Origin of the sequence: Bdellovibrio sp. HCB-110 (genome assembly GCF_047323225.1) — a bacterium.
Classification (GTDB): Bacteria; Bdellovibrionota; Bdellovibrionia; order Bdellovibrionales; family Bdellovibrionaceae; genus Bdellovibrio.
The window spans coordinates 711,336-729,482 of record NZ_CP178750.1 but is presented as its reverse complement, the minus strand read 5'-3'; the positions used below and the strand labels follow the sequence as shown (position 1 = coordinate 729,482).

Sequence of the window (18,147 nt, the reverse complement as noted above, 5' to 3'; positions counted from 1 at the left end):
AGCCCCCTAATTAGACTACTAAGGAAACTTAATCAGGAACCCTAATTAAGAATGGAGAAAGTATGGCGAAGCTCTTCTTTACCGAGATTCCTACTCGCGAAGAACTCCAGAAGAATGCCGCTCTTCTATATCCAGAGTTAGATCATCTGACTTTGTACTCACACATCTTGCTGAGAAAAATCACCACAGATCTTGAAATCAATCTCGACAGTTTTTTCTCGCGCTTTAATTTGTCTTCAGGACGTTTCACTTTGATGGTCTTGTTGCAAAGAACTCAAGGAGGCTTGATGCCTTCGGAGCTGGCGCAAAAAGTGGGTGTCACTCAAGCGACGATCTCAGGATTGATCAACAGCTTGGAAAAAGCAGAACTCGTAAAAAGAACCACACATGAAAAAGACGGACGCTCTTTTGTGATTCTTTTGACGGAAAAAGGTGAAAGCCTTTGCAACGAAATTCTGCCGATATATCACGAGCGCATCAGTCACTTCTGGGCTCCGTTCACAGACACGGAGAAAGACCAACTCAACGGCCTGATGGAACGAATCATTAAGAGCATCCACAAACTGGGTGAAAAATAAAAAAAACCTGACGTTGATTGCGTCAGGTTTTTTTGTTTTTATCTGCTAGCACTTCTTAGTATTCACCAGTCAAAGTACAAGTCAGAATATTATCCAATGTAAAGCCCGATCCATTTTGGAAAGGTGCAAAGTGGTTGTAAGAACGACCCACTGCCATGTGCGGGCTCACGCAACGCTCTGCCGGAGCTTTCAAAGATCCATTTGAATTCACATTGTACGGATGCGTGTTGTAAGCTTTTTGCGCGTTCACTTGTACAGAGAACATGCCTGTCACTTTTGCTGCTGCACAGAAGGCGTTGAATGTTTGCAGCGAGCTTCCCAACACACGGATCATTTCAGATTGGCTCGCCGTTGTTGAGATACCACATTTTGGATACAGCACATTCCACTCACGAATACATGCTTGGATATTTCCGCCAGCATCAGGAGTGAACTGGAACAGACCGATGTTCAAACGAGACTCTGGTGGTTGGGCCGGATCTTCATAGAAGTTAACACCGGCTGGGCGACGGTAACCTGATGGCGCATATTTCTCTGCCACTCTTTGAGCTTTCGCGGAATCCGCAGTCGTCAAAGATTCCATGTAAGACAAGCACATCATGTATTTTGACCAAAGTTTTGAAGCTTTCACGTAGCCTTCTCTGTTGCCAGAAAGCGCTTCACGACGGTATTGGTTCATTTTATTTGCAAACTCATTGGCTTTTTTGATTGTGGCTGCTGAAGGAACGTTCTTCCCATTCAACGTCGTATTCAATGTTGCACTTGTGACGTTACAAAGAGGATGAGAGATCAAACTGTTCGGAAGATACGAATTCACATCTTTGCTTAAACCGAAGTAAGAGGCCACGTAACCCAATTGGGCCTTCGCAGGTTGCATCTTAAGTTCGACAGCGTAAGAAATGCGATCCGCGAAACGATCATTCTTATCGAGATTCGCATCGCAATTATCCGTGCGATAAGATTCCTGAGCATTTCGTTGCGGAAGAAGTTCGCGGTAATTTTTGTAGGTCGTATCAACGATGGAACCCGCTGGATAAGACACTTCACCAAATACATCAAAACCTTCCGGAGTGATGGAGTCAGAAATCGCTGCCGGTTCACGAGGCGTTGTTGTAGGTGGAGGATTTGTTGTCGTTGGTGGCGGCGTTGTAGGTGTCGTTGCCGGAGGTTTTGGCGCCGGCGTTTCATTCACAGGTCTTTTGGACATCGCCAAAGTCGCGTTTGAGAAAAGTGTTGTTACAAGGAAAGCCATCAAGATGTTAGTTTTGTTTGTTTGTGTTTTCATGCCTCCTAGATCGGAGGTAGGTCTTAGGACTTAAGATCAACTAGACTTTACCTGGACCATTTTCCTCGACTTTTTCTGGAAAAAGGTAAAGTCGGGGAAAACTGAAAAATTATTGTTCAGTCACACTTAAGACGTAGGTCTTAAGATCCCGTTTAAGATCTCCTCAACACTGTCCGATAATGTGGATGCAACCAAAAAAGGGAGTATCAAAATGAGTCAACAATATGATGTACCGAACCTCTTTAACTTCTTGCTTCACACACCAGAGGGCGGGCTCAGAAAAATGCTCGTAGATAACAAACCTTTCACTGAAGCTCACTTCAACTTGATGATGAAAGTTGTACGTGCTTGTAACGAGTCTCAGTTTACTGAGCACTTCGACAAACAAGATTTCCCCAAAGTAAAAATGGGACCTGCTGATGTGAAACTAAAGGAAAAATTCTGGGCAGATTGCATGACAACCTGGAACAACCGTGGACTTCTGACGCCAGCTGTGGCAACAAAAGCGGCGTGATTGGCTATTTAACTACTGAACAATTTCTACCAGAGCTTCTTGAAGAACTTAAAAATGTAAAGTCCGTTCATGGAAGCCTGGTTCTAGCCGATGGGCCCTTGCAGACCTCTGTATGGGCCCAAAATATTTGGCTCAACCCCAAGATCATTACTTTTGAATCTATCAGTCAAGCCGCGAAAGCTCTTAAAGGCCTCGGCAAACTCTGGGCGCCTTATACTTTTGATAATCATCGGCGCGCGCAGCTTATTCAAGATCAGCTTCCTAAACTCAAACCTCGTGTGATGGATTTCCTGGGAACACTCCCTGAAGACAATTTGGGGGCGTGGACTTTGATCGATAAAAACACTCTGGTCGCCTCAAGCCAGACCAACTCCCCTTTTCCTTTAGGAGAAGTTCAGTTTCATGAAGATAAAAAGAATCCTCCATCGCGCGCTTATCTGAAACTGTGGGAGCTTTTCACCGTTTATGGAATTCGTCCAAAGCCAGGACAAAAAGTCGTCGACTTTGGAAGCTGTCCCGGTGGATGGACATGGGTTTTACAACAAATGGGCTGTGAGGTGGTCAGCATCGACCGCGCTCCTTTGGAACCGCATATCGCTAAACTTCCGCGTGTTCACTTTATGAAAACCAACGCCTTCAATGTGAAGCCCGAGGACATTGGGGCCATTGATTGGTTTTATTCGGATATCATCTGCTATCCTGAAAAACTTTTGGAACTTGTACAGTCCTGGCAGAGTTCAGGACTTTGCGCAAACTTCGTTTGCACGATAAAATTTCAAGGTAAGACGGACTTTGCGACACTCAAAAAGTTTCAGTCTTTGGAAAATGCTCGTATTCAACATCTGCGTCACAACAAGCACGAGGTCACGGTATGGATAAAGACATCTTCACCCTGATTGGCCGAGACGAAGAGAAGATCAAGCTTTGGCAAGATCTCGCTCAAGCCAAAGGGGAACTTCTTTGCAAAGGCCAAGAAGATGCAATCTGCAAACTTCGCGTGACGGCTTATAATTCCAAATCGCAAAGTTTGGAATGCGTGTTTGAATCCTCCACAACTTTAAAACCTCAGGAAGAATATCTCGGCCATTTCTTTTTAGGCGGAGAAAAATATTACTTCCAAACCAAAGCGCAGTTCCATCAAGACCGCGTGGCCGTACCTCTTCCCAAAGAACTCTATCACTTGCAGCGTCGCCAGAACTACCGCGTGCGTATCCCTGATGGCTACCATGCCTTTTACAATATTGTTCTTGTGAATGGCGTTGCGCAAAAGATCACAGGTCAGCTTGCGGATTTGAGCAGCCAAGGCTGCCGCGTGGTTTACCGCATGGACAATCCTTTGATGAAAGTCGGCGACCAAGTCACAGGACATCTGATCATTGCGAAAAGACCTCCCATTGAGATTCAAGGCATTGTTCGTCATATCAAAGTGGATGAGGGCAATAAGGTCATTCAGACCTTTGGTATCGAATTCACGCCTCTTCCACCGATTGTGGAAAATAAACTTTTTGCAATCACCATGGAGATTCATAAAGACGTCTTTAAGCGTCCCACTTAAGATTTTGTTTCATTTTGAGACTTTAGAGTCTGCGTGCTGAATCCGATAAGTTATCTATACGGAGACGTTATGGGATTTTCAAAAACACTTATTCTAGCGCTTATCGGAAGTAGCTTATTGGGTTGTTCTATGGAAGTCTCTTTGGAGCAATTGGCAGGCGAAGTAAAACCGCCTGAAGTGGTTCTGCAAAAAGGTCAATTGACAGGTTTCGTCTCCGGCTCTTCACAAGGGACCGCCACAACAAGTGGATATTCCGTTGAAACTGCGACAGGAAACTACACCAACAAACTTGCTGCTAAAACAAATGGTGGCTACAAAGTCTTTATCTCTGTTCAGGGAAATATCGTCTCGAACTAATTTACCTGGAATTTTCGGTTAGCTCTAGATTGCATTCATAAAACTTTGACTCAAGTAGAAGCCCGAGTATGACTATGAAATGGGCTTAGTTAGATTTGTTTTTATTTTATCTCTTCTTTCTTTCACGGCGTCTGCGGGCTCCTTAATTGCTCACACGCGGTACGGCTCCGTAGAAGGCGTGAATACGGCTCACGATACAATGGCCTTCTTGGGAATTCCGTATGCCCAGGCTCCCGTAGGAAATTTACGGTGGAAGGCTCCCCGTTCCTTGGATGCTTGGAATGGAATTAAAAAAACACAGAAAATAAAATCAAGCTGCCCGCAAATTGGAAACTTTTTTGCCAATGTGCCTTCCGAGAAATTTGGCGTCCCGGTGGGAAGTGAGGACTGTCTTTATTTAAATATTTGGAAGCCGCAAAAAGATTCTCGCAAACTTCCGGTCGTATTTTGGATTCATGGCGGTTCCAATTTCAAAGGCACCGCTTCAGATCCGATTTATGATGGTTCTTATGTATCCTCTTCTTCTCAAGTGGTCTTTGTAAGTATTAATTATCGCTTAGGGCTTTTAGGGGCCTTTGCTGACTCTATCCTAGAAGGTTCGAAGTTGGATCGCTCTGGCAACTTTACAACCCTGGATCTGTTAGCAGGTTTAAAATGGGTGCGCGACAATATCGAAAACTTTGGCGGAGATCCTCACAACGTGACGATCATGGGACAATCTGCGGGATGCATGAATGTTTGGGGGCTATTGCAAACACCATTGGCAAAAGATCTTTTTCATAAAGCCGTATGCTCTGCGGGTATGCCCAATCTTTATCCGAAGTTTTTAGCTGAAGAGCGTTCTCAGGATTTTATCAATCAACTGATCGTAAATGCGGGATTTGCCAAAGATAAAAATCATGCAGAGGTTTTTTTAAAAACCAAAAGCCATAAATGGAGAAGGAACTTTCTGTACTCCTTAAGTGCTGACGACCTCGTTCAGGCGCAGAAGTACATGATTCCTTTTCAGCACATTACCGATGGCAAGGTTTTTCCGGAAAGTCTTTTAGGAACGGTATTGGGTCACTACAATCAGGTGCCGTTGATTCTTGGCTCCACAATTGACGAAGGCACTTACATCGTCGGCGGTCCTCTTTTAAAACCTTCTTCCCAAGAACTCTGGAGGTGGATTCAAAACTCCCCTTCAGAACTTACAGAAAGCGACTTAGTTGAGAGTCCCGAAGAGTTTAAAGCCATCACTTACACAGGTAGCGAGGCTATTCTCCTGACACAAAATAATGTGGAACTCATTCTTCGCGCCCATCAAAAAGAAATCTACCAGTACTCTTTTGCCTGGAAGGAGACACCGTCCCCTTGGAAGGAAATTTTTGGCGCGGTCCACGGAATGGATGCGATTTTCTATCTAGGAAACTTTGTGACCGATAAAGAAAACTTCTCGCGCTTTGCATGGACTCCTGAAAATAAATCTTCCCGAGAGTCCCTACGGAACAAAATGTCCATCTACTTTAAGGGCTTCTTCTGGACTGGTAATCCCAATGCCTACTTAAAAGAGGACCAGCAAAAATGGATTGATTCCATTATTTTTGACTCAAATTTAAAATAAAGTATTTCATAACCTTCGCTTCGGAGAAGCTTTGCGTCTATTTGAATTTGTAATAATTATTTTCTTGGGAGTGTTTGGATGCTTTTTAATTTGGCTTTAAACAAAATATTTTTCCTCACGCAAGACCCTTCTCTATTTTTCGAAGATCTCCTTATAGTAAAGCTTTATAAGCATACTGCGATTGTTTTAAAACTGACTCGCCCGATCACTATTCTATAAAAAACAGTTCGAAAATTAGTCAAAAAATATCGTGATATAAAGCCTTCATGAACTAATTGGAGGTTTTATGTCACTTCAAAATATCTCAAATTCAGAACTGATTTCCAGAATGGAAAAGCTTGTGCGCACGGAACGCAAGATCACTCACTTGATTTTGTTGCACATTCTGGAAATTGACGAGCGTAAGCTTTATGCAGAGATGGGTTTTGATAGCATGTATGCGTACCTTACTCGCGGTTTGGGATATTCTGAATCTTCTGCTTATCGCCGACTGCAATCTGCGCGATTGTTAAAGCAAGTTCCCGCTGTGGCGGAAAAACTTGAAGAAGGGTCGTTGAATCTTTCTCAACTTACTCAGGTTCAGAAGTGTCTTAAGGAGCAATCGCAAAACTCAGGGCAACTTCTTTCAGCTTCTGCGACCATGCGAGTTCTAGAAAAGATTGAAAATAAAAATACCTTTGAAACTGAGAAAGTGTTGGCAATCGAGTTTGACCATCCGATTCAAATTCATGAATCTATTAAACCGCAAAAAGACGAGTCTGTTCGAATTGAATTTACTTTAAGCAAAGAACAAATGGAGGCACTTGAACAAGCTAAAAGCCTGCTATCGCATATTTGTCCGGAGGGAACTTGGAGCGAAGTGATTTCTTATTTAGCTAAGGCTCCAGAGAAAACAAACAGAACAACCTAACAGCACACCTAGAAATTTGAATTACTCTTCTGTATTTGACGGCGAACATACTAAATCATCGGCTTCTAATTCCACTTTCTTAACGCAAAGCTTCGCCGCTACGGAGATTCCACGAAGACAAGTTAAGAGACCTCGTGAATATATTTCGATTCATAAACGAAGAGAACTCTTCAGAAATGCCCAATACTGCTGTGAATATTCGGATCCAAAGACAGGGACAAAATGTACTTCAAAGTATCAACTGCAAGTTGATCACATTCAGGCTTGGTCACTTGGTGGAAGTAATAATATTGGGAATCTTAGAGTTCTATGCAGAGCCCACAATAGTCTTGCCGCAAAACAAGCGGGACTTAGCCTAGGTAAATGAGAAAATTGCCACGAAATGGAGAACGTAGATTTTCAGGGTGTCACAAGATCGGATGTAGATAAATGCAAGAGATTTAGAATTTAGAATTTTTTAGAAGCGGCCGGACAAAAACAAATACTAAAATCCGGCGCTGATTTTTCTAAAGAGTGAACCGACACCGCGGTTATTCTCCAGTTGTGTTTGGTTCCAGAATCGTTGGGTCTTTTTTACGAATTGGATCGTATTCTTGATCCAAATTTTTTTGCAGCTGCTTGCGTTTTTCTTCCGCCTGTTTTTTTAAGTCCGACTGAGATTTCTTATTTTCTTCATAGCGCTTTGTATAATCGCGGTGAAGCTGATTGAATTCATCGGTTCTAGAACGAATATAGTCATCAAAGTTTTTACGCTTATCGCGGAAGTCCGCCTCAAATTCATCACGCTTTTCTTTTTGATTGGCGTAGAAGTCCTTGCGCTTAGCTTCGATGCTTTCAAAGAACTCTTTGCGCTCGTCCGAATCGACTTTCTTTTTAGAGAAGTCTTTACGAACCTCCGCTTGTTCCTTCGTAAAATCATCGCGTTCTTTTTTTTGCGCTTTATTGAACTGCTCCCGGGTCTTATTCATATCCTTGCTGAAGACTTCGCGCTTTTTATTCACAATGCTTGAAAACTTACTGCGCACTTCCGAAGGGTTGCGCGAGAAGTCCGACATCATTTGGTCCATGAAAGCTTTTTCGTCATTCTCTTTTTGTCTTTCCGGAGGAATGTCTTTTCGTAAGGCTTCGAGGGCTTCACGATCTGCTTTTAAAGAGTATTTATCATCGACCAAGGTCGTGTCGTCATCCGCAGCCATGGAAACAGCAGGGCCTGTGGAGAAAAGCAAAAAGGCACCCATTAAAAGAAGAAAGAAGGACTTTCGTCCGTTTGTATCTTGAGTATTGGACGCTGCGACTACATTCGACCGTGATAAGCTCATGAAGTTCCCCCTAAAAAGTCTACTTTTGAGAATAATTGGACTCTCACGAAAACACAACCTACCGATAAGTGACTATATGTTATATGGACGAAGAGTGATTGAACCACAACGAGTGCCCCACGGACAAAGTCCGCGTCGCTTTATTCTGAATAAGAGTTTTCAGTATAAATATTGTTGGTACATGATCACGGCGGTCGCGGGTGGCGCGATTCTTTTTCTTTTGCCGTCTTATTTCTTTATCAATCAAAACTACGAACTCTTTAAAAATTTGGCTTACGATACTCACCCTCATTTGGTCGAGCACTTGGAGCGTGAAATTACGTGGCTGCGTATTTTCTTAGGGGCTAGTTTTGTCTTCCTGACGGCTGTGACTTTGTTTTTAAGTATTCGCATGACCAAGAATCTTCTTTCTCCCCTGGTGACGATGGAAAGACACATGCACCAATTGATGTTGGGGCAATGGCATATTCCTGACTATCACTTGCCAGAAGAAGACGACTTCAGGGATCTTGCGATGACTTACGACTATTTCTATCGCGCCTTGAAAGCCAATACCGAAACTGAATTAAAACTTTTGGAAAAACTTAGCATCGACCCACAAAACCGTGAGGCCTATGCCGCTTGGAAACATCTTTTAGCGGAAAAGCGCGCTCGCTTAGGCATCAAAGAAGAATTTATTACTAACGAGAACGTCTTAAGCTTGAACGAATTTGATCAGAAACGTCGCGTTTCTTAATCGCTTCACGCTTGTCATGGGTCTTTTTACCCTTCACCAACGCAATCTCTAATTTCGCACGGCCATTTTTGAAATAAATCTTAAGTGGCACACAGGAATAACCTTTTTCTTTCAAGGCTCCAAAAATCTCATCGAGCTCTTTGCGATTTAATAACAACTTACGAAGACGCTCAGGCGCGTGGTTGTTGTAGCTTGAAGCTTTATATTCGGCGATATGCGCATTCTGCAAGAACGCTTCATCCCCACGGAAACTGATATAAGAATCTTTAAGCTGCACGTCTTTAGCACGCAAAGACTTCACTTCACTTCCCATAAGCTGAAGACCCGCTTCGTAGGTTTCTACGATCGTATAATCAAAGCGGGCTTTTTTGTTCTCTTGAACAATTAAAATGCTCATGGTTCAAATCCAAAATTCTTATAAAGGCGGACAAACTGCGCGGGACTGAGTTCTTCGGCACGAGCGGTCTCTTTAAAGCCCATCTCGGTGATCCATCCCACCAATTGCTCTTCAGTTAGCTTCTTTTGGCTTAAAAGACCAGACAAATTTTTCTTTAAAAGCTTACGGCGCTGAGCAAAGGCCGCTTTGACAAAGGTCAAAAACGCCTGACGGTTCTTCACTTCGCTTTCAATGCGAGAAAATCCCAACACGCGGCTCGCCACCCGCGGAGGCGGAGAGAAGTCCCGAGGACCCGCTTCCGTTACCATCCACGTTTTCCAGAAAGTTTGTGCAATCACGCTTAAAAGACCGTAATGCTCGGATTGGGCGGGAGCTCTGATTCTTTGTGCGACTTCTTTTTGGAACATGAGCACCATGTGCTCCACACCCTTCTCTTCCAAAGATCTATCAATCACAATGCTTGAAGAAATTTGATAAGGAAGGTTGCTGACAAAAACAACTTTTTTATCTGAATAAAATTGCGACCAATCCAAACGCAAAGCATCTTCTTCGATCACCGGAATGTTTTGCTCTCTCCAGTACGCTGCGATCACACGATCGAGTTCAATCAAAGTTAACGGCACTTCCATCTGACGAAGAAAATACGTCAAGGCCCCAGGCCCCGGTCCCACTTCAACAAGAACTTCGGGTTTAAATTCTTTCACTTGATTGATGATGCGCTCAATGACGAGATCACTGACAAGAAAATTTTGACCTAAAGATTTTTTAGCCAGAATCCCCAATTCCTGAAGAGTCTGCTCCAATCGTTCACGAGACTGACTCATCGGAAATCCGATACAAGTGCTTGCGGAGACGGCCCCAAATCCAATTGTGAAAATTCACCGGCGTTCATTCTTAAAATTCCTGCATAACCAATCATCGCGGCGTTGTCCGTGCAATAACGAATCGGCGGAACGACAAGGCTTAAACCTTTTTTCTTCGCCCACTCTTCAGCCCGTGCACGCAAGCGAGAGTTCGCACTCACCCCGCCCGTCAAAATCACGCGTTTGGCTTTATAAACTTTCGCGGCTCTGTCGAGTTTTGCAATAAGCACGTCGACAATGGCTTCCTGGAAAGAAGCGCAGAGATCCGGCAATTGCTCTTGCACCAGTTCTGGTCCCAATTGTTCCAGCATGCGCTGCCCAGAGGATTTAAGACCGGAAAAACTCATATCAAAAGTTTCGTCATGGATCATGCTGCGAGGAAATTCGAAAGCTTCGGGATTTCCTGTTTTTGCCATCTGATCAATGCGAACTCCACCCGGAAAACCTAGGCCTGCCATCTTTGCGAATTTATCAAAACACTCTCCCGCCGCATCGTCCTTGGTTGCACCAAGCACGCGGTAGTCACCCAATCCTTTGATTTGATAAAGACTTGTGTGACCACCACTGATGGCAAGACCCACATAAGGATAATCAAAATCTTCAGGAGGTGCGTATTGAGAGTCTTTTAAAAAAGGCGCAAGCAAATGACCTTCTAAATGATTCACACCTAAAAACGGAATTTTCTTAGCTTGAGAAAGGGACTTCGCCGTCACCAACCCCACAATCAAGGCACCAATCAAACCCGGTCGATTGGTCACTGTGATCCCTTGAATATCGGACCAGTTCATACCGGCTTTTTTAAAAGCCTCTTCAATCAACGGGATCAATGCGAGGGAGTGGTTGCGAGCGGCGATTTCAGGAACGATACCGCCGTACATTTCGTGTTCAAGGTCTTGAGAGGCCGCCACGACAGAGTGAACCCATCCGCTACGATCCACGATCGCGACAGAGGTGTCATCACAACTGGTTTCAATGGCTAGAACTCTTTCAATCACAGTATTACTTTTTTAAACCCTTCAAACGGATTTTAGCACGACGAGCCTCTTCTGACTTAGGAAATTTGCTCACAACTTCGTCATAAAAGGTTTTTGCTTCGTCTCTCATACCCAATTCTTGGAAGGAAACTCCGATTTTGTAGGTCGCATCGGCAAATTTGCCCCCCTTAGGGTTGTCATCGCGGTATTTTTGATAGTTCAAGATAGCCTGTTTCCAGTCTTTTTTCTCAAAAAAGCCTTCCGCAGACTCATAAGTGTTTTTCTTAGAGGCCTTTGCTGAAGCTTCCGCATGAGCGGCGGCTTTTTGCGCTTTCACGGCTTGCAGTTCCGCGTTCAAAGCCAAGATGTCTCTTTCCATTTTTGTGAGGGCTTCTTGCAAAATCATCACTTTTTGATTGAGATCACGGTTTTGTTCTTGCGAAGACTTCAGCGCATTTTCAACGCCGGAATTGCCTTGGCCGATGCGGTTTTCCACCACATCCACGCGACCGTTCAAATTTCTCATTTGTTCTTCTAAATCCGCGAAACGACCTGAAGCATCCGCATTAGTTTTTTGCAAAGTGACGACTTGTTGTTGCATCACCTGACGTTGTTCGTTTTCACGAACTTCGTTACGAGTCTTCAAACATCCTGTTAAAAATAATGTCGTTGCTGCAAGAGCAATCACGAACTTCATAGAACATCTCCAGTTCTTTGGCGAATCAAACGGGCCGAGTTCTCTGCTTTTTCAGCAGCCACTCGAGCGCGAACAAACTGTTCTTTAGCTTTGGAAAAATCACGATCTTCAAAATAGATGCGACCCTTGCGATAAGCCTCTTCCGCCTGATGCCAGTATCCGGGAGAGTGACGGGCCGCTTGAACAGAACGAGCCGCATCTAGTGCAGCTCGTGCGAGGGAATAATCCTCAATGGGTGCGGGAACTGTCTGACAACTAACGATCACCGTGAAAAGCAAAATTCCGATGAAAAGTCTTTGTAGTCTCATCCGCACCTTTCTTTAAGTCAGATTACTGAGCAGGAACAAAGTTCGCGCGGCGGTTTTTCGCCCAAGCAGATTCAGTGTCGCCCATCTCAATTGGTTTTTCTTTACCGTAGCTGATCACGCTCAAACGGTCTGCTGGAATACCAGAGCTAACCATGTATGCTTTTACTGCATTCGCGCGTCTTTCACCCAATGCTACGTTGTACTCAATTGTACCACGAGAATCGCAGTGACCTTCAATTTGAACTTTCACGCCAGGGTGAGCTTTCATCCACTCAACGTTAGTCGCTACATCTTTTTTTGATTGAGCGTCTAGGTTGGATTTGTCGTAACCGAAATGAACAGTCACTAGACCGTCGATTTTTCCAGAGTCTGAACCCATTGGATCAAAACTAAGTGGTGAAGAGTCAATCGCTGTAGATTGCTGATCACCTGTTGGCATTGTTTGAATTGATTGATCTGATTGAGTTTGTTTTCCTTTACAACCAGCAACAAGAGCGCAGGCAACAAGACCTAGAGCTAATTTACGAACCATGATGTCCTCCTATGAAGTTCCTATAGTTATCATTAACAAATAAAAACTTTAATTTATAGCGGCTCATTGTCAAACCTTAGATTTCCTAATTGATGTTGCGTTGCTGTACAGCTAAGACAAATTATGCAAAAACAACTTGTTTCTCTTCTTTTGACCGCTCTTGTTTTCTTCTCTCTCTCGTCTCATGCACAACTCGAAGTGCCGCCGGAGTTGGAATGGAAGACTCTCACGACTCCCCATTTTCAAATTATCTTTAATGCCCGGCAGCAGGACTTAGGTCTGCTGTATGCAGAAAAGTTGGAGAAAGCCTATTACGAACTTCGCTCTTACTTTCACAGCCTGCCTGAAACAACAGTCGTCATCATAAACGATAAAACCGATGTGACAAATGGGTATGCGACTCGCATTCCGTATCCTCACATTATGGCCTATCCCGTTTTGCCAGGCCCTGAAGAGAGTCTCGCGGATACAGGCGACTGGGCCTTTGAGTTGCTCGCCCACGAATACACTCACATTCTCAATTTTGAACCCGCCAACGGAGTCATGAAACCTTTGCGTTCCATTTTTGGAAATATCATCGCGCCCAATATTCTTTTGCCGAATTGGTGGAAAGAAGGACTTGCGGTAGAAATGGAAACCCGGCTTGGGAATCACGGCCGTTTGCGCTCGTTCTATCAAGACTCCACGATCCGCGCCATGGTCGATGATGGAAGTTTTTATTCTTATGATATTGCCGAAGCCAATGAAATGATTCCGACATGGCCTGAAGGAATGCGACCTTATCTTTTTGGCTCTTTGATGTGGAGCCAAATGTTGGCAGACAAAGGCTCTGAACTTGCGGGCACGTTGAATGAACGCCACGGTGGACGAGTTCCCTATTTTATCGAGACACCGGCTCGTGAGCATATTGGAAAAAGTTATCCGAACGAATACAACCGCATGATGGAAGAAACTGTTCTGCGCGCACAAGAACAGATGAAGACTTTAAGAGAAGCCACGGTCACAAGCCCCGTGATTCCTAAAAATTCCTTCACTTCTGTGAGTGCGCCTGCGATTTCTCCCGACGGCAAACACCTAGCTGTCGTCACCGAAGACGACTCCAACTCCCGTTCGGTGAAAATGATCACGCGGGAAAATGATCAGCAGAGTTTCTTAGATGCCAAAGCCGCTGACACTGTTGAAAAGTTTAATGAAGCTTTTGAACCTTCCACCCAAAGAGACGGACCTCCGACAGGAAGTATTCAGCGCATTAGTTGGTTCCCGGATTCGCAAAAAATCATCTATGACAAAATTGATTATACCAATCGCATTGAACGCTACTCCGATCTTTATACCTACGATCTGAAAACCAAAAAGACAGCCCCTTTAACAAAAAGTCTCCGCGCCCGTGAGCCATCCGTTTCTCCTCAAGGGGACATGGTGACATTCGTTAAGCTTGAAGGTGGTAAAACTCATCTTGGACTTTTAAAACTGGGTGCGAAACCTAGCGATGAAGTTCTTTTTTCAGGAGAAATTCAGCAGCGTATTTCTTATCCCCTTTTCTGGGATCAAGACACGATTTTATTCTCGTTGCGCAAAGTGGATGGATCAGAACAGCTTTATCGCTTCACGATTTCTTCAAAGAATGCACAAACGATCTTTACTGAATATCCGAATGTGCGTTTTGCCAAAAAGACTTCGGAAGGACTTCTTTTCACATCTAGCAAAAATGGTGTTTTGAATCTTTATCTTGCCGATAATGAGCTTAAAAAAGCTCGTCCAGTTTCGCATACTTTGACGGCGTTCTTTACTGGCGACATTGATCCCCTTCGCAAAGAAATCTATGCGACTCACATGACATCTCAGGGTTTAAGAGTCGCAGCAATTTTGCCTCAAGATTGGCAAAATACGCCGTCTGACCTTCCAGAAATCAAACCTTTGATGGCCGACCGCTATCAAAAGCCTGCTGCGAAAAATGAAGACGCTTTGGAAGCTGCTCGCGCCGCCATGAATCAGTCGAAAATTGAAGACTATTCTCCTTATGGATATCTGTGGCCTCAGTACTGGTTGCCATTTATCTCTGGATCTTCCAGCGAAACAGGTGTTGTGATCACAGCACAAACTTCAGGGTTTGATCCTTTAAAGAAACACGCCTACACATTGATCGGATCGTGGGACACAGGTTTGAATCGCGGAAGTCTTGAGGGAACTTATTTAAACCAAGTAACGTCCCTTCCTGTTGCGGCCATTGGTTATAAAAGAAGTTCGTACTTAGGAACGACGGCGAATGAACTGAATGACTATGGCCTCGCTGCTGCCGCCCTTCCCGATATGTTCTGGGCTTCTCGTTATGCGAATTTGCAAATCGGCTGGCAATATCTAGAGCGCTCGACGCCAACAACTGAGACGAAGCGCACAGGTCCATTCACGATGCTCAACTACGCCAATTATTCTAAATCAGGAGCGCAGATTTCTCCTGAATCCGGTGGAGGAGCTTATCTTGGGGCTTACAATTATATCGAAACCGATGGTTACTTAAGCCATTCGCAGTTTTTAGCTGGTGGAGAAATTTATTTCTCGTCCTTCTTACCAAAACACAACGCCATTATGCTTCGCTTGAATGGCGTTTACACTCCGGAAAAAATTGCTTCGATTTATGGTGTTTCAACGGATTCTCTAGTGTTCATCCCTGACAGTCCACTCCCCCAGTATATTTTGCGCGGCTACAAACGCGGGCAACTTTTTGGGCGTAATCTTGTGTCTGTAAATGCGGAATATCGCTTCCCGATTAAAAACATATACGCAGGTTCGGGAACAGATCCTCTGTTCTTGCGTCGTATTTCCGGAGCCCTCGTTGCCGATGGAGCTGCGGCAGATGGTCTTTTCGTTAACGACATCGAAATGGTTTACGAGGCCGTGAATATGAAGCGCTCATTCTGGAGTGCCGGAGCCGAGCTGAAGCTTGAAACGACCATCGGTTACGTTATTCCGGTCAGCCTGGTATTGGGTTACTACGTGGCCTTCAACTCCCCCACAGGAAATGAAGGTACTTTAGGCACGACATTACAGATCACAGGGTTTTAACCCTTTTTGGGGGTCATGAGTCTTATAAACGAGTGCTGATGCCCCCATCGCCCAACCAAGGATCCCCCTCCTGAGGGCGATGGGATTCCCCCTTTCGCGCCGAGCCAAACTTGCCAGTCTTGACAAAGAGCGAGGCCCTCGAAATTATTGAAGATATCGACAACTAGCGGCGAGGATGTCGCGATATGCTGTCACCTGGAGGGGTTCATGGAAAAAATCAGCTGGATTAAAGAACTTGTGAAGGCTGAACAACAGATGGAAGAGTCGGGACTCGTCGACATGAGTTTCGGTTTTGATTCAGAAAAAATTCTGATCAATGAGACGATTCAGTTTCTTTTGGAACTGAAAACAGAATTCGTCGATGCTTCCACTTCGTTCAATGAATTGAAACCTTCAGCGCTCGGCCGTATTAAAATTTACGGTATCGCAAAAACTCACGCGGACTTCATGCTTTTCCGTAACGGTTTTAAAATGATCTTCTCATTGAAAGCTCCGGGACAAATCAGCATCCGTTTCAACTTTATCGGAACAAACTACATTCCAACTCCGGGCTCTACAGAAGCTCAACAAACAGCAACCAACGTGATGGACGAACATATCGTCGAAGCAAAATGGGGCGCGTTTGGAGAACTTGTATGGACGTACCAAGGACTTCCAGTAAAACTGGAATACATGGTTCGCCACTATCTGACTCTTTTCATTAAAGAGAGTTCAAAGTAAAAAAAATAAAAAAGGCTCCTTCGCGGCTTACTATTACCCACAATTCTAACGAATTGTGGGTAAATTTTTGGAATTTATTCTTATTTTTTAAGAGCAAATTATTTTTCCAACGTCATCGGAGAGATCGTTTCACACAGCAGTTCGGATAGATATGAAAGTGCTTCCATCCTGAGAACGCTACAGGCCGCGCATCGTGCTCGCCCTGCTAAGTATTACCCAAGGCTCAAAAACAGCAAATCGTAATATCATAATTCATCGTAAAAGCTCAGCCCATAACATCCCCTCCAGAGAGTACTCTCTCGGGAGGCCCGATCGAGCCTTAGAGATCCGAGCAAGGGAAAGATAAATCGAGATCGGCGTACCGAAAAATCAAAAAACCCACAATTCGTTAGAATTGTGGGTAATAGTAAGCCTTCGCGGAGCCTTTTCTTTTTCTAGGTTTTAGTATCTCAATATCGCATGAACGGTAAGTAATAATTTTGATCCGAAAGGATCGCCAGATATCTTGCCGCCACCGCTTGTGGGAAATCCGTGTTTGCGTTGTATTTCGCCTGATATTCCACGATGAGCTGATATCTTTGTTCGATATCCATCAACTTCACTTCTTTCGCCAACGCTTGTTCCGCAATCATATAAGCGTAAGCGCTCATATCACGATGCGTGTTCTTCAAGAAGCTGTCGTCTTTCGCCGAGATATATAGTTTGTAGTAGTTTGTACCTTCAGCGTCGGCCTGACGGAAATTCCAGTTCGCTGCGGCAATCTCTTTACGATATTGGCCCGGTACTGTGTCACGAATTTTCGTCATCATTGTCGCATAAAGCGTGCGTGCGCGACTTCCCTCAGACATGCCTTGATGTTTTTTATTAAGATCCATGGAGATCTGGATCAAGGTATCACTTGAAAAGCGTCGGCATGGCAACTCATTCTGAATAGCCAACATCAACACGTTATAAGTTCCATTCAGAAGATCACGGTAAGCAGGCTCGGAAACGCCACCGGCTCTGACGGCATTATATTGATCGGCAAAGAAATTCAGCAGCGTCAAAAGATAAGCCGTCGAAGTGTAGGATCCACCTGCACGCAAAGTGGCTACATAGTCAGCAACTTGATCTTTCAATTGATTGCCCGCAAATTTCTCTTGAACAGATCCAGGAGCAGCAGCTTCCGCGCGACCTACCCAGAGCTGAACAGGCTCTAGCTTGTCTTTAAGAAGAGCATCATTGTTCTTCTTACAAGAGAAATCTGGGATTCTTGATCCCAAAGAAAGTTTTGGCGCTTCTTTTGTTGAAAAGGCTTTGATCTCAAGGGCCGCTTCCCCGCCCATCGCTTCTGCTAAAATTTCAATCGCGGCAATTCCGGCAGGCACCGTGATCAACTCAGAACTTGTCGCAGGACTTGGCTCATCAACGCTAACTCCCGATAGCTGACGAACCGGAACTCTGTCATTCTTATCCGTCACCAATGTCGTTGAATAAATTTTGAGGCGGCCCATTTTTGATTTCGCCTCAATGCGAACCAAAGGAAGAGGACGAGTCAAATCCAAGCGGTAGATTTCACCACCTGTTTGACGAGTCACCTGATCAACGCGCCCCACCCCTTCGTAAACACTTTCCGCTGGAGGCGGATTCGGATTATTCGGAGGTCCTGGTGGTTTAGGCAACTCTGCCGCATTCACTCCTTGTGTAGCGAGGAGTGCTAGAATAAGAACTTTGCTAAAAAATTTAAGAGACATTTT

General features: G+C 44.5%; 20 protein-coding genes. 11 read left to right on the top strand and 9 right to left on the bottom strand.

Going from position 1 to position 18,147, the window contains the following annotated elements:
* The first annotated feature begins 62 nt into the window (after window positions 1-62).
* The gene (locus ACL934_RS03495; protein ID WP_374077729.1) at window positions 63-578 is read left to right on the top strand and encodes a MarR family winged helix-turn-helix transcriptional regulator; all 516 of its coding nucleotides are present in this window, start codon (window positions 63-65) and stop codon (window positions 576-578) included.
* 55 nt (window positions 579-633) lie between these two features.
* On the opposite strand, the gene ACL934_RS03490 is transcribed toward ACL934_RS03495, so the two are convergent.
* Window positions 634-1,863 carry a hypothetical protein gene (locus ACL934_RS03490; RefSeq protein WP_413613089.1) on the bottom strand — a complete coding sequence of 410 codons (1,230 nt, stop codon included), beginning with the start codon at window positions 1,861-1,863 and terminating at the stop codon, window positions 634-636.
* A gap of 211 nt (window positions 1,864-2,074) precedes the next feature.
* Between ACL934_RS03490 and ACL934_RS03485 the strand changes: the two genes are divergently transcribed.
* The 7 genes from ACL934_RS03485 (at window position 2,075) to ACL934_RS03455 (ending at window position 7,169) form a co-directional block, all read left to right on the top strand.
* Window positions 2,075-2,377, top strand: coding sequence for a hypothetical protein (locus ACL934_RS03485; protein ID WP_374077725.1), 303 nt, complete (start codon window positions 2,075-2,077; stop codon window positions 2,375-2,377).
* A complete protein-coding gene (locus ACL934_RS03480; protein ID WP_413613088.1) occupies window positions 2,374-3,273 on the top strand; it encodes an SAM-dependent methyltransferase in 900 nt (299 codons plus the stop codon). Before ACL934_RS03485 ends, ACL934_RS03480 begins: the two co-directional genes overlap by 4 nt.
* Window positions 3,249-3,932, top strand: coding sequence for a flagellar brake protein (locus ACL934_RS03475; protein ID WP_413613087.1), 684 nt, complete (start codon window positions 3,249-3,251; stop codon window positions 3,930-3,932). Before ACL934_RS03480 ends, ACL934_RS03475 begins: the two co-directional genes overlap by 25 nt.
* Before the next feature lie 69 nt (window positions 3,933-4,001).
* Window positions 4,002-4,289 (top strand): hypothetical protein, encoded by a 288-nt coding sequence (locus tag ACL934_RS03470; protein ID WP_413613086.1) that lies wholly within the window; start codon window positions 4,002-4,004, stop codon window positions 4,287-4,289.
* A 79-nt stretch (window positions 4,290-4,368) separates the two neighbouring features.
* Window positions 4,369-5,892, top strand: a complete 1,524-nt coding sequence (locus ACL934_RS03465) for a carboxylesterase/lipase family protein (RefSeq protein ID WP_413613085.1) — start codon at window positions 4,369-4,371, stop codon at window positions 5,890-5,892.
* 286 nt (window positions 5,893-6,178) lie between these two features.
* On the top strand, window positions 6,179-6,802 hold the full coding sequence (locus tag ACL934_RS03460) for a DUF222 domain-containing protein (protein WP_413613084.1): 624 nt from the start codon (window positions 6,179-6,181) through the stop codon (window positions 6,800-6,802).
* Window positions 6,803-6,818: 16 nt separating this feature from the next.
* Window positions 6,819-7,169 (top strand): HNH endonuclease, encoded by a 351-nt coding sequence (locus ACL934_RS03455; protein ID WP_413613083.1) that lies wholly within the window; start codon window positions 6,819-6,821, stop codon window positions 7,167-7,169.
* A 163-nt stretch (window positions 7,170-7,332) separates the two neighbouring features.
* Here the strand turns inward: ACL934_RS03455 and ACL934_RS03450 are convergent, their stop codons facing one another.
* Complete coding sequence (locus tag ACL934_RS03450) at window positions 7,333-8,121, bottom strand: hypothetical protein (protein ID WP_413613082.1); 789 nt, start codon at window positions 8,119-8,121, stop codon at window positions 7,333-7,335.
* A gap of 94 nt (window positions 8,122-8,215) precedes the next feature.
* On the opposite strand from ACL934_RS03450, the gene ACL934_RS03445 reads away from it, so the two are divergent.
* Window positions 8,216-8,857, top strand: a complete 642-nt coding sequence (locus ACL934_RS03445; protein WP_374077708.1) for a hypothetical protein — start codon at window positions 8,216-8,218, stop codon at window positions 8,855-8,857.
* On the opposite strand, the gene smpB is transcribed toward ACL934_RS03445, so the two are convergent.
* The 6 genes from smpB to pal are packed head-to-tail and all read right to left on the bottom strand — an operon-like array spanning window position 8,802 to window position 12,628.
* The gene (gene smpB, locus ACL934_RS03440) at window positions 8,802-9,254 is read right to left on the bottom strand and encodes an SsrA-binding protein SmpB (protein WP_374077706.1); all 453 of its coding nucleotides are present in this window, start codon (window positions 9,252-9,254) and stop codon (window positions 8,802-8,804) included. The two genes, ACL934_RS03445 and smpB, sit on opposite strands and share 56 nt — an antisense overlap.
* Entirely contained in the window at window positions 9,251-10,078 is an 828-nt protein-coding gene (gene rsmA / locus ACL934_RS03435) for a 16S rRNA (adenine(1518)-N(6)/adenine(1519)-N(6))-dimethyltransferase RsmA (RefSeq protein WP_374077704.1), read from the bottom strand. Before rsmA ends, smpB begins: the two co-directional genes overlap by 4 nt.
* Window positions 10,075-11,109, bottom strand: coding sequence for a tRNA (adenosine(37)-N6)-threonylcarbamoyltransferase complex transferase subunit TsaD (tsaD, locus tag ACL934_RS03430; RefSeq protein WP_374080425.1), 1,035 nt, complete (start codon window positions 11,107-11,109; stop codon window positions 10,075-10,077). The genes rsmA and tsaD overlap by 4 nt, the downstream gene beginning before the upstream one ends.
* 7 nt (window positions 11,110-11,116) lie before the next feature.
* A complete protein-coding gene (locus ACL934_RS03425; RefSeq protein ID WP_413613081.1) occupies window positions 11,117-11,788 on the bottom strand; it encodes a tetratricopeptide repeat protein in 672 nt (223 codons plus the stop codon).
* Window positions 11,785-12,096 carry a DUF4398 domain-containing protein gene (locus ACL934_RS03420; protein ID WP_374077700.1) on the bottom strand — a complete coding sequence of 104 codons (312 nt, stop codon included), beginning with the start codon at window positions 12,094-12,096 and terminating at the stop codon, window positions 11,785-11,787. Before ACL934_RS03420 ends, ACL934_RS03425 begins: the two co-directional genes overlap by 4 nt.
* A 22-nt stretch (window positions 12,097-12,118) precedes the next feature.
* On the bottom strand, window positions 12,119-12,628 hold the full coding sequence (gene pal, locus ACL934_RS03415; RefSeq protein ID WP_374077698.1) for a peptidoglycan-associated lipoprotein Pal: 510 nt from the start codon (window positions 12,626-12,628) through the stop codon (window positions 12,119-12,121).
* Between the two features lie 123 nt (window positions 12,629-12,751).
* On the opposite strand from pal, the gene ACL934_RS03410 reads away from it, so the two are divergent.
* Together ACL934_RS03410 and ACL934_RS03405 are read left to right on the top strand one after the other, a co-directional pair.
* Window positions 12,752-15,691, top strand: a complete 2,940-nt coding sequence (locus ACL934_RS03410; RefSeq protein ID WP_413613080.1) for a hypothetical protein — start codon at window positions 12,752-12,754, stop codon at window positions 15,689-15,691.
* A gap of 207 nt (window positions 15,692-15,898) precedes the next feature.
* On the top strand, window positions 15,899-16,411 hold the full coding sequence (locus ACL934_RS03405) for a hypothetical protein (RefSeq protein WP_284604415.1): 513 nt from the start codon (window positions 15,899-15,901) through the stop codon (window positions 16,409-16,411).
* A 449-nt stretch (window positions 16,412-16,860) separates the two neighbouring features.
* On the opposite strand, the gene ACL934_RS03400 is transcribed toward ACL934_RS03405, so the two are convergent.
* Window positions 16,861-18,144: a beta-sandwich domain-containing protein gene (locus tag ACL934_RS03400; protein WP_413613079.1), complete on the bottom strand. Its 1,284-nt coding sequence runs from the start codon at window positions 18,142-18,144 to the stop codon at window positions 16,861-16,863.
* Between the last annotated feature and the right edge of the window lie 3 nt (window positions 18,145-18,147).